The sequence below is a fragment of the Rhodococcus aerolatus genome, assembly GCF_054783215.1.
Map to the genome: position 1 here is coordinate 37,975 of NZ_BAAGQZ010000016.1, position 11,993 is coordinate 49,967.

Sequence of the window (11,993 nt, forward strand, 5' to 3'; positions counted from 1 at the left end):
ACCCGACCTGCGACGACTCGCAGGTCGCAGCCCGATCCGGTCGGGGTCAGCGGTGGTGCCGGGTCGCCAGCTCGGTGAGCTCGAACAGGGCGGGGGAGGGGTGGGGGTCGCGGGCGTCAGCGAGGCGGATCGGGTCGTAGCCGTCGGCGAGAGCGCCGCGGATGGCGACGGCGCGGGCGTGCCGCCCGCGGGGGTCACCACCACCGGGCAGCGAGCCGCGGTGGCGTCCTTGGGCGACGGCGTAGCGGAGGTTGCTGGTCTGGGTGCCGGGGCGGATGTGGTCGGGGTGGACCCGGACGCAGAGGGTCTCGTTGCAGTAGTGCTCGACGAACGTCTCGTGGCGCAGCTCGCCCAGGTCGAGCAGGAGTGCGAACCGGTGCGCGGACAGGGAGCGCGGGGTGGCGTCCTGGGTCCAGGTGATGCGCCCGTACCCGTCGGGGTGCGACACCGCGCCGCCCCACCACCAGCACCCGGGGGTGCGGGTGACCTTGGCCCAGAACCGGGTGGTGGTCTCCGCCGGCGGCGGCCCCCACACCACCTCCACCGCAGCAGGCGCGACGACCACGGGCGATGGGTCGTCGAGACCGGGGAGGGTCAGCTGGTCAGGACACGGCGGGGCCACGACCGGGTGACTACCCGCGGGGTGTGACACAACCCGAACTGTCGCCGACTACGACGCCTGCTGCTCGTCGGTGTCCGGGGAGTCGGTGTCGGGGGAGTGCCCGTCGCCGGTCGCGTCCGGGGCGGGGGCGCTGGCCTCGGGGGCGGTCGAACTGGTGGCGGACTTGGTGGCAGCCCGGACCTGCTTGAGGGACCACCCGGTGAGGTCGGCGACGTCGGCGGCGGCCTCCCCGCGGGCGACCATCGCGGCGACCTTCCCTGACTGGGCGGCGTGGGTGGCGGCGACCGCGTTGTCGTAGGCCTGGGTGGCGGCGGCGATAGCCGCGTCGCGGGCCGCGGCCGCGGTGTCGACGTCGGCGTCGAGGGCGAGGAAGGCGATGAGGTCGTCCTCGTTGGCCTTCTCCCGGGCGCGGGCGGCGGCGTGCCGCTCCGCCAGGCGGGCGCGGGCCTGCTCCCGGGCCTCGGCCTGGGCGGTACTTCTACGAACCACGACGGGTCTCCCTCCTCCGACCCGGCTACCACCACGGCACCCGAGCAACCACCGCTGCGCAGCCCTCACCCTAGGCACCCCCACCGACCCCTGTCCCCACTTCAGTCCTCCCCTGTTGACCGACCCGGGCAGCCGGCCCTGCGGCCCGCCCCACCCCACGCCCTCGCCTAGCGGCTCGACCGCACAAACCAGTGCCCGACCAGCTGCCCTCGCAGCCAGCCGACTACTACAGACCTCTTGCACTGTGCAGTGCTGCGCCTAGGGTGGGCCCTGTGATGACCGTGCACCGTCTCCACGCCGGGGACGGGTACTCCTACCTGACCCGGCAGGTCGCCACGGCGGATCACGAGCGGGCGGCGGGGGAGAAGCTGACCGACTACTACACCGCGGACGGCACGCCGCCCGGGCAGTGGCACGGCCGCGGGGCTGCCGCCCTCGGGGTGTCCGGGGACGTGTCCGAAGCGCAGATGAAGGCCCTGTTCGGGGAGGGTATGCATCCCAACGCCGACAATCTGATTGCTGAGCGGGTCGCCGCGGGGGACACGCCCGCGGTCGCGGTGAAGGAGACCCGGCTGGGCCGGCCCTACCCGAAACTGGCCACCCCAGACACCCCGGTTGCCGCCGAGCTGGCGGGCCGGATGGTCGCGTTCCGCGCCGAGAGCGGTCGCCCCGCGACCGACCTCGAGCGGGTCGAGCTGCGCAAGGACGCCGCCGCGGCGGTGGTCACCCGGCGCACCGGGGAGCCCGCGACGGAGGCCCAGGTCGTGGCTGCGTTGGCCGCGGACAAGAAGGGGGACCGGCACCCGGTGGCCGGGTTCGACCTGGTGTTCACCCCGCAGAAGTCGGTGTCCCTGCTGTGGGGGCTCGGGGATGACGAGGTCCGCCGGGCGGTGCAGCGGGTCCACGCCCAGGCCGTCACCGAGACCCTCGAGTGGGTGCAGACCGAGGCCGGACGCACCCGCCGCGGAGCCGGCGGGGTCCGCCAGATCGACACTCAGGGCCTGGTGGTGGCCCGCTTCGACCACTTCGACAACCGCAACGGCGACCCCAACCTCCACACCCACGCCGTGGTCTCCAACAAGGTCCGCGGGGTCGACGGCACCTGGTCCGCCCTCGACGCCCGGGTCCTCTATTCGATGGGTGTTGCCGCCTCGGCCCGCTACAACCACCTCGTCGTCGACGGCATCCGCCGAGAGCTCGGCGCCCAGTTCCACGCGCGGTCGATGGGGGAGGCGAAGGAGCCCGTCCTCGAGGTCGAGGGCGTCGACACCGACATGCTGACCGCGTTCTCCCGGGGCACCCAGATCCGGGAGCGGGAGGCCGAGCTGGTCGATGAGTACCGGGCCGCGCACGGCCACGACCCGAGCCGGGCGGCCGGCTACCACCTGCACCAGCAGGCCGTCCTGGGCACCCGCGCGGCGAAGGCCCCGCCCCGCTCGTTGGCCGCGATGCGGGAGGACTGGGCGATGCGCGGGGCCGAGCTCACCGACGGGCAGGACCCCCAGCAGTGGGTGCACCAACTCCTCGAGACCCACCGGGCCACCGAGCAGCGCAGCACCACCGGGGCCGGGTTCCACCACACCGTGACCGCCCGCGACCTGGTCCGGGCCGTGTCCCGCAAGCGGGCCACGTGGACCGAGGCCAACCTCCGCTCCGCCGCGGAGTCCGCCGTCGCCGCGTACCCGTTCCCCACCGAGGCCGCGGCCCGGGAGGCGGTCGAGCGGGTCGTCGCCGTCGCCCGTGACGAGGCCTCCCTGCCCCTGTCCGTCGACGCGGACGGGCCCGCCCCCGCGGCCCTGGCCCGGGCGGATGGGTCGTCGGTCTACACGGTGCACGGGGCGGCCCGGTTCACCTCCGAGCAGGTTCTCGACGCGGAGCACGACCTGCTGACTGCCGCCCACACCCCGACCCCGGAGTTCGTCACCGGTACTGCCGCCGACGAGGCCCTGGCCACGGTGGCGGCTGAGTCCGGGCGCGAGCTCAACGACGGTCAGGCGGTCATCGCCCGGCACCTGCTGTGCTCCGGGCAGCTCGTCTCTGTCGCCGTCGGGCCGGCCGGGGCGGGCAAGACCACGGCCATGAAGGCGGTCACCACCGCCTGGACCGGCGACGGTCGGCAGGTCATCGCCCTCGCCCCCTCCGCCGCCGCCGCCCGCGTCCTCGGCGCCGACGTCGGGGCCCCCGCCCAGACCATCGCCAAGCTGCTGACCACCGAGCACCACCGCGACCAGGAAGGGCAGGAGTCGCAGATCCAGCGGGGGGCGATGCTGCTCGTCGACGAGGCCGGGATGACCGCCACCGCCGACCTCGCCGCCCTGGTCGACCTCGCCCGCGACCGCGGTGCCGTGGTCCGGCTGGTGGGGGACCCGCACCAGCTCGCCGCCGTCGAGTCCGGGGGCGCGCTACGGCTGCTGGCCCGCGACACCGGGGCCCCGGAGCTGACCGACGTCGTCCGCTTCACCGACCCCGCCGAAGCCGCCGCCGGCCTCGCGATCCGCTCCGGGGACCACCGGACAGCCTGGGACTTCTACGCCGACCGGGGCCGAGTCCACGCCGGCACCGTCGAGGAGCTTCGGACCCAGGTCCTCGCTGCGCACATCGCCGACACCACCGCCGGCCGGTCGTCGCTGATGCTCGCCGCCACCACCACCGACGTCACCGCCCTAAACCACGCCGCCCACGAGGGGCTCGTCGCCACCGGAACCATCGACCCCACCAACCCCGGTGTCGAGCTGCGGGACGGGCTCACCGCGCACCCCGGGGACACCGTCGTCACCCGCCGCAACGACACCTCCCTGCGCGTCCAGGGCGGGCAGCGGAGCGGGGACCCCGTCGCCAACGGGGACCTCTGGACCGTCCGCCAGGTCCACCCCGACGGCTCCCTCACCCTGTCCGGCACCACCCACCGCGGCACCCTCGCCGTCCCCGCCGACTACACCGCCGGGCACGTCGAGCTCGGCTACGCCGCCACCGTGCACCGCGCGCAGGGCATGACCGTCGACACCGCGCACCTGCTCACCGACGACACCCTCACCCGCGCCGCCGCCTACGTCGGGCTCACCCGCGGCCGGGCCGCCAACCACGTCTACCTCGCCACCGACACCGACCCCAGCACTGCCACCGACAGCACCGTCGAGGCGCACCACCACCCCGGCGGCCTGGTCGAGGACACCCCCTCCGCCGACCCCCGCGAGATGTTCACCCGCATCGTCGAGCGCACCGACGACAACCTCGCCGCCACCGACGTCCTCGCCGCCGAGCTCGACCACGCCGACGACACCACCCGCCTGCGCGGCATCCACTACGAGCTGACCACCACCCTCGCCACCACCCACGCCGACTACCTCCTCGACCGGGCCCTGCCCGCCGCCACCCACACCCAGGTCACCAACTCGGAGCACCACCGGGACCTGCTCGCGACCCTCGCCGCCGCCGAAGCCCACGGCCTCGACACCACCGCCCTGGTCACCGCCATCACCGACCCCCGCACCACCAACCCCACCGCCGTGGTCGACCCGCTCACCGGGGTCAGGGACCCCGCCGCCGTCCTGCGGCACCGCGCCGACCAGTGGGTCGCCACCCACCACCACGACCAGGCCGCCGTCACCGCCGGGCAGGCCAAGCCCGGCGGGTTCCGCACCCTCCGCGACCTCCCCGAGCGTCACCAGCTCACCCCCACCCCGGCCCGGCACCCCGGCATGGACACCGACCTCGCCGACTACACCGACCGGCTCGCCGACCGCATCCACCGGCTCGAGGGGGCCGCCGCCGAGGCACCGCGGGACGGGGTGAACCGGGAGGCCGTCGTCGAGCAGGTGCGGACCCACCACATCCGAGCCATGACCGACGCAGGCCTTGACCGCGCCCTGGTCGTCGCACGCAGCCAGCTCGCCGCGACCCGCGTTGGGACACGCGAGACGCCTACCACCGAACGGATGCAGGGGGTCGTCGAGGCCGGGGAGCGGGAACGTGCTCGCCGTGCCGAGCTCACCCCGGAGCAGGCCGCCGCCGAGGCCGACGCCCGCCGCGATCTCGGTCGCACCGAGGCCCCCACACCCCCCCGGCCCGCCGTGGGCGTCGGAGTCAGCGACGACTACCAGGCGCACCTGACCGCGCAGCAGGAGACCACCCAGGACCAGGACCTTGGTCGAGACGTGTGATGGCGTCGCGCGGCGTTAGCCGGCCGCCGTCGGAGACAAGCGCCAAACAGCACCTCGCCTGCGGGGCGAGGTGCTGTTGGCGTGCTCGGGCCTAGGTGGCGACGATGCGGAAGTTGGGGCCTCGGTCCTTCAGCTGATCGAGCCACCCGGCGGGGGTGGGCACGGTGAGCAGGGTGCGGGTGGGGACGTGACGGTGTTCGCTGCACCGGCGCATGGGCCCGGTCTCCCCGTCACACAGGACCTTGAGGTGGGGGTCGGCGTGCTGGACCCACCAGGTGCTCATCGTCCGGGAGGTTTTGGCGGTCTCCCAGGCCTCCCAGAGCGCAGCGAGCCGGATCACGACCGCGTCGTGGTCCCACCACTGCGGGCAGAAGACGCGGCCCCGGCCGTCGCCGGTGATGTGCATCGACAAGGACGGGGCGAGCTGTCCCTCGACCCAGGCGCCGAGGTCGGGAAACACGGTCGAGGGTTTCGTGCTCGTCTGCGGGTCGAGCGACGCGAGCTGGTCGTCCTGGTCGTCCTGGTCGGTGCTCATCGGACACCGCCCTGCTCGAGAAGGGGGTTGCGGTTGGCGGGGTCGTAGGTGCGCAGCGAGGAGGCGATGGCCGCCGCGTGCGGACCGTCCTGCCAGAACGTCTTGCGGATCAGCACTGGGGGGTTGCCGGAGGTCATCACCAGGGCTCGGTCCTTGGGCATCGCGGCGAGCGCCTCGACGGGCAGGATCGCCTCCCGCGACCAGGACTGGGAGCGGCTGCGGTCCCCGCGCCCGGTGCTGGACGACCAGCGGGACACGTCGTGGTCCCCAACCTGGTGGGACAGGGACTCGAGGTAGCGGTCGTCGGTGATGCCACCGCCGTAGTAGTGGACGTTGGACGCCGAGAGCAGGGCCGCGAACTGGTCCTCAGACCAGACCTTGCGGGCCTGGGCGGGCGACTGCAGCACGGTGAGCACGACGATGCCCTGGGACCCGAAGTGGCTGTACTGGTCGGGCAGCTCGGTGAGCTTGCAGATGTTCGCGGCCTCGTCGAGGACGGCGACCAGCGGCACAGGGAGCCGGCCGGCGGGGCTGCGGCGTGCCCGGGCTTGGGCGGCGTCGAAGATGCGTCCGACCAGGGCGGTGGTCAGCGCCGAGGCGGAGTCGCGGCCCTCCTTGGACAGGGCGTAGAGGGTGTCCGAGCTGGCGGCGAACGCGACCGGGTCGAGCTTGGGCAGCTTGTGGACGGTGACCTCGGCGCCGAGCTCGAGGTCCGCGTCCAGGGGTTGGCGGCGGGGTGGGGTGATCGAGCGGGCGTAGGCCGGCTCGGAGAGGTTCGCCAGGTACTGCCGGGCCATGTCGAACAGCCCGTCACGCTGGCGGGGGTTGAGCGCCCGCATCCGACGCAGTGCCATCGCCGGGACGTCGTGGCCGAACGCGTCGAGGTGGCGCTCCGGAACGCTGGTGGTGTCGTTGGAGAGCCACCCCAGGACGTGCAGGAGATCCCCGCCGACGCACGCGGCGGCGAGCAGGTGCAGGGCGAGGAGCTCACGAGCCCCGTCGTCGAAGTAGGCGCTGCCCACCGACCCCGGGGTGGCGGCGGCGTCGACGAAGTACCCAGCCAGGACACGGGCGGGGGCGAGGGTGGTCACCCCGGCGAGCGGGTTCCACCACCAGTCCTGCCCGGGCTCCCCGGCGATGCCTTGCAGGTCGGAGACCCACACTCGGCCCTGGTCGGGGTCGGCGCGGCGCGCCACCTGCTCCCGGACGAGGCGGGTGTGGTGGTGCAGGTCGGCCTTGTTCGACGTCGCGACGACCGGGCCGGGGGCGGAGCAGATCGCGGGGATGGCCACGGCGTGGGTCTTGCCCATGCGCGGCCCGGCCAGCACGGTGCCGACGTACTCCCAGGACACGTAGAGCGGGGCGCCGCCGGTGACGGTGCGCCCCACGAGCAGGCCCGGCTCGACCTGGGCGACGCCGGCGGCCCGGGCCGGGAGCAGGCGGTCGGCCTTCTCCCGGGCGGAGCGGCCGGTGACCTCGGTGAGGTCGGCGGGTCGGGCCATCACCCGGGCTGGGTGGTCGGCGGCTCGACGCTGGGGCCGCAGCACCAGCACCGCGACCGCGGCGGCGGCAAGGAGGACGACGAGGACGGCGCCGAGGACGGTGGCCGCGGTCGGCCACACCAGCTCGCCCCGGCCCAGGGCCAGGAACGCGGTGATCGGGTTCAGCGGCACCGACTGCTCCACCCCGGCGACGGTGTCGCCGAGGACCCAGCACCCGTAGGCCAGAGCGGCCAGGACGAGGACCCCGACGACGGCGGAGAGCAGCAGCGCACCCTCCGGGGCGCCGCCGCGGCGAGCCTGCTGGCGGGTGCTCATCGGTCCAGCCCGGTGTCAGCCCCGAGGCCATGCGCCTGGTCCTGGTCGACTCCCTGGGCGGTGGCGAACTCCGCTGCCTGGGTGGCGTCCGCCGCCACCGTGGGCGGTGCGCCGCCCGGGCCCCCGGGGTGAGCAGCGGCGACCAGGTCACTTGCCGTCGGTGCGGCGGCCGGCGGGGCGGGGTCGAGGGCGGTATCGGTGTAGACCTCGGCGAGGTGCTCCACCACGAGGTCTGACGCCACCGCGGTGCCCGCCTCGGCCGTGGCGTCGAGGCCGGTGCCTGGTGCCTCGACGTCACTGCGGGACCGGTCGCGGGCCTCGGTGGGGAGCTCGGAGTCGTGGTGGACCTTGTCGAGGTCGACCCCCGCGTCGGTGACGCGGTCATCCCACGCCCGCGCAGCCACCGGGTCCCGGTCCCGGACAGCGTCGGCCGCCGCCCAGCGAGCGGCGAGCGCCTCCATCGGGTGGGCCGCAGCGAGCTCGCGGGTCTGCCGGTCAGACCCCGCCCCGCGGGCGCGCTCCTGCCCGGCGTTGCGACGCGCCGCCTGCTGCTGGGCCAGGCGTTGCTGGGCGGCGCGGCGGGCCGCGATCAGGGCCCGCTCGAGGTGGCGGGCCAGCTGGGCGACCAGGTGGTCCAGGTCGAGGTCGACGCCTTGTGTCATCGGGGGTCTCCTGCCGTGTCGGTGCTGCTAGGGGGCGTGCTGGTGGGGGTGCCGTGGTGGCGGGTGCGGGCCTGCGCCCAGCCCTTGTTGGTGTCGTTGACGCCGGCCTCCACGGAGGTCAGGACGACCTCGAACGGGGTGCCGGGCTTCTTCCCGACCTTGAGCAGGAACTTCCCCTGCCCCGGGGGTACGGCCCGGCGGCCGTCCTCGGCGGAGAACCCGCCCTCGGCGGACCAGTCGGAGATCAGCCGTGTCTCGGCGTCGCTCATCGCGAACACCTCGCGCAGGTTGCCCATCTCGGCGTCGGCGAGACCGCCGAGGAACACCATCTCCGAGCGCTCCACGAACCCCCACGCCTTGAGCGTGGCGGCCTGGGAGTCGAGCTTGAGGTCGTTCATGGTGTGGGTGATGAGGACCTGGCCGAGGACCTTCTGCCGGTTCAGCCGGGTCAGCTCGTCGACCCGGTCGACCATCTCCGGGCTGGCCTTGAGGGTGCGCCACAGCTCGTCCATGACCATGAGGTAGACCGCGCGCTCCCGCAGGCCCGCGTCGGCGAGCTCCTTGGCGGCGGAGACCGCGGACTGGCCGTAGGACCAGCACACGAGCTGGACCGCGGCCTGGAGCTTGATCTCGGCGGTGTCGATCGCGGAGACGTCGAAGACGACGGCTCGGTCGAGGAGCATCGGGGTGGTGGTGTGCCGGGAGAAGGTGTCCCCGAACTGGCCGTCCTCACCCAGGGCCATCAGTGAGGCGCGGAGCAGCTCGGTGGCGTTGTCGTACCGGTCCTCCTCACCGCGGTCCAGGCTCATGGCCCGCACCCGGGGGTGCCGGTCGGCGATGACCCGCACGACGTTGGAGATCAGCGGCGGGCGGCCGCCGGTGTCGGTGGTGGCGGCGTAGACGACGCGCAGCGCGGCGGTGAGCATCGACTGCTCCCGGTCCGACAGCGGCCCGCCGCGGACGAGCTCGCAGAGCCCGGTGAGCACGTTCAGGGCTCGGCCAAGCTGCTCGGAGGCGACGCGGCGGCGGGTGTCCTCGGGCAGGCGGTGCAGCTCGGTGGCGAGCGGGCCGGGGTCGAGGGGGTTGACGTGCCCGCGGCCGCGGCCGACCTCGATGACCTGCCCGTCGAGGGCACGGATCAGGTCGGGGTAGTCGGGCTTGAGGTCGGCCAGCACCAGTGGGATGACCCCGAACGCCGCGCTGACGTTGACGATCCGGCGGACGAGGGTGGACTTGCCGAGGCCTGGCCGGCCGAGCACGAACGCCGAGGGGTTGAGGATGCGACCGGCGAGGAACCACATGATGGGGTCCCCGCACACGGTGGCCCCGGTCAGCTGGTGCTGCCCGAGGGGCACCCCGTCGGTGGGGGTGCCGGAGCCGGCGGAGAACGGCCACAGTCCGCACACCTGCACGGTGGTGCCCCGGTACTCGGGGCCGGGCTCGACCCAGGCGACGTGGCCGCCGCCGGGGCGCCGCCACCCGCGGGAGGTGGGTCGGCTGTCCCGCTCGGCGCGGGCGGCGGAGTAGGCGGCCTTCTTCGCGGCGCGGCCGGACGGGGTGGGCGGGGTGTCGGTGGTGGTGTGCTGCCGCGGCGCGCGGGTCGGGGTCTGCTTGCGGCCGATCACAGCGCGTCCCGCAGCCAGTCGGGGAGCGCGAGGTGGGCGGGCAGGACCAGGCCCAGGGGCAGCCCGGCGGCGAAGGTGGCGGCCTGGTTGTAGCGGGCCAGGCGCAGCCGCATCTTGGTGGGGGCGTTGAGCATGCTGATGGTCGAGGCGACCCGGGGCAGCTGGTCGGCGTCGGTGACCGTCGCGGTCACGATGACCCCGAACCGCACCAGCCCGGCCCCTTCGGCCTGTTCCTCGGCGGCCTTCGACGCGGCCCGGAGCATGGCCTGGTCGTGGGCCTGGGGGCGGGAGCGGGCGGTGGCCTGGGTGCGGGCGTCACGGACGTCGCGCTCGACGATGCGTCGGGAGGACTCCGCGGACTCGGGGCGGTAGATCAGGGTGACCCGCTTGCGGGCGATGTCGGGGTGCGGGGAGAGCAGCGACTTCAGCGAGTGGTCGTAGAAGATCCCGGCGGGGGCCTCCCTCATCTGCCAGCACACCGAGTGCGCCCCGTCGTGGGAGTAGTGCTCGGCCTGGTCGTGGGCGAACGCGGGCCCGGCCTCGGACCAGGTCAGCCCGGTGCCGCCCTCGGCGCGCTGCTTCTCGACGAGCTGGGCGACCGACGGGTCGTAGGCGACGCGGACGGCGTCGGTCAGGTCGGCCGCGGTCATCATCCGGACCGTGGTGCCGGCCCCGGTGGTGCGGAGCCCGGTGCGGAACCCGGGCAGCCGGCGGCCGAGGTAGGCGAGCATCTCGGTGGTGTCGCGCTTGGGCTCCCCGGGGCGGGGGCGGTTGGAGAAGGTCAGCGCGATGCGGGTGGTGATCGAGGACGACGCCACCGGGTAGCGGGTGCCGATCTCGGCGAGGGTGGCCGCGGCGAACGCGGGGGCGTCGGGCTGGGTGTGGCGGTCGATCATCCGCAGCAGCTTCGTGCCGGGGTCGGGGGCGGTCTCGACGGTCACCGAGGCGGCGACGACGTCGGGGTCCTGCCCGAGGCGGGCCAGCCACCCACCCCAGTGGGCGACCATCGTGTCGGTGACGTGCTGGTCGACGAGGTCGTCGCCGGAGGCCTCGGCCTGCAGCACCACGCTGTAGTGCCCGGTCGCTGGGGTGACGACCACTCCGAACGCCTCGTCGTAGACGTCGAGGCCCTCGTGCAGCTCGGTCGCGGCGAGCAGGCCCGGCAGCCGGGTTTTCCCGTCGGGGGTCTGCCCCGTGGGACCGGCCAGGTAGAGGGTACGACCGGCCTTCGCGGCCCGCCGGTGGACCAGGCGGGCGGAGAGCCGGCCGTACCCGGTGCGCCCGTCGGGGCCTCGCAGGATCAGCGGGGCCAGCCCGGCGGCGGACAAGACCGCCGCCACGAGGGCGGGCACGATGCCCAGGCTCATCAGGGCGATGACCACGACGACCGCGGCCAGGCCGACCAGGACAGAGGCGGCGAGCCCCATCCCCAGGACCCCGGGGCGGCGGGGGGCACGCAGGTTTCCGTAGGTGACGCGGTCGACGGGCTGGGCGGTGGTGGTCATGGGTCAGCTCCCGGACTGGGTGGGGGTGGCCCCGGTGGGGCCGGAGGGCTCGGAGTGGTCGATCGAGTTGGTCATGGCCTGCTGCAGGTGCGACGCGGCCGCCCCGACCCCCTGCGGGGGCCGGAACCAGCGCGACCCCGACGGGGACCCGCCACCGCCCCCGGAGGACCCGGGAGACGACCCGGCGCCGGACGCCCCGGAGGACCCGCCGGCGGCGGAACCGCCACCAGAGGGGTCGGCGCCGGAGGCCCCGCCGCCAGAGGCCCCGCTGGGGGCGGACGCCCCCTGCTCCTGCCAGCTGCCCGAGCCGCCACCACCCGACGCGCCACCGGAGGCGCCGGGCGCACCACCGGACTCCCCGGCGGGTTCGGACACCGCGCCACCACCACCACCGGCACCGCCGCCGGCCTCACCACCACCACCGGTCGCGGCTCCGCCACCACCGGTCGCGGCTCCGCCACCGGCACCGGCACCGGACCCGCCGCCGGCGGCTCCACCCCCGCCAGCGGCGGCTCCGCCTCCGGCACCAGCACCGGCCGCGCTCGAGGCGCCGGGGGCGCCCCCGGCGGCGCCCGCAC

9 protein-coding genes are annotated in these 11,993 nt (G+C 74.7%); 1 reads left to right on the forward strand and 8 read right to left on the reverse strand.

Annotation, left to right across the window (positions count from 1 at the left end; genetic code table 11):
- Positions 1-46: 46 nt before the first annotated feature.
- The gene (locus ACYVOF_RS07275; RefSeq protein WP_460865149.1) at positions 47-565 is read right to left on the reverse strand and encodes a hypothetical protein; all 519 of its coding nucleotides are present in this window, start codon (positions 563-565) and stop codon (positions 47-49) included.
- A 105-nt stretch (positions 566-670) separates the two neighbouring features.
- Complete coding sequence (locus ACYVOF_RS07280) at positions 671-1,111, reverse strand: hypothetical protein (RefSeq protein WP_460865150.1); 441 nt, start codon at positions 1,109-1,111, stop codon at positions 671-673.
- Between the two features lie 275 nt (positions 1,112-1,386).
- Between ACYVOF_RS07280 and mobF the strand changes: the two genes are divergently transcribed.
- On the forward strand, positions 1,387-5,271 hold the full coding sequence (gene mobF / locus ACYVOF_RS07285; RefSeq protein WP_460865152.1) for a MobF family relaxase: 3,885 nt from the start codon (positions 1,387-1,389) through the stop codon (positions 5,269-5,271).
- A 91-nt stretch (positions 5,272-5,362) separates the two neighbouring features.
- Here mobF and ACYVOF_RS07290 read toward each other — a convergent pair whose 3' ends face one another.
- From ACYVOF_RS07290 to ACYVOF_RS07315, 6 genes are read right to left on the reverse strand one after another with little or no spacing between them, the layout of a single operon-like run.
- The gene (locus tag ACYVOF_RS07290) at positions 5,363-5,806 is read right to left on the reverse strand and encodes a DUF4913 domain-containing protein (protein WP_460865153.1); all 444 of its coding nucleotides are present in this window, start codon (positions 5,804-5,806) and stop codon (positions 5,363-5,365) included.
- Positions 5,803-7,623, reverse strand: a complete 1,821-nt coding sequence (locus ACYVOF_RS07295; protein WP_460865154.1) for a type IV secretory system conjugative DNA transfer family protein — start codon at positions 7,621-7,623, stop codon at positions 5,803-5,805. Before ACYVOF_RS07295 ends, ACYVOF_RS07290 begins: the two co-directional genes overlap by 4 nt.
- Positions 7,620-8,285: a hypothetical protein gene (locus tag ACYVOF_RS07300; protein ID WP_460865156.1), complete on the reverse strand. Its 666-nt coding sequence runs from the start codon at positions 8,283-8,285 to the stop codon at positions 7,620-7,622. The genes ACYVOF_RS07295 and ACYVOF_RS07300 overlap by 4 nt, the downstream gene beginning before the upstream one ends.
- Positions 8,282-9,910, reverse strand: coding sequence for a hypothetical protein (locus tag ACYVOF_RS07305; protein ID WP_460865157.1), 1,629 nt, complete (start codon positions 9,908-9,910; stop codon positions 8,282-8,284). The genes ACYVOF_RS07300 and ACYVOF_RS07305 overlap by 4 nt, the downstream gene beginning before the upstream one ends.
- On the reverse strand, positions 9,907-11,415 hold the full coding sequence (locus tag ACYVOF_RS07310) for an SCO6880 family protein (RefSeq protein ID WP_460865159.1): 1,509 nt from the start codon (positions 11,413-11,415) through the stop codon (positions 9,907-9,909). The genes ACYVOF_RS07305 and ACYVOF_RS07310 overlap by 4 nt, the downstream gene beginning before the upstream one ends.
- A gap of 3 nt (positions 11,416-11,418) precedes the next feature.
- Complete coding sequence (locus tag ACYVOF_RS07315) at positions 11,419-11,790, reverse strand: hypothetical protein (RefSeq protein ID WP_460865161.1); 372 nt, start codon at positions 11,788-11,790, stop codon at positions 11,419-11,421.
- Positions 11,791-11,993 lie beyond the last annotated feature (203 nt).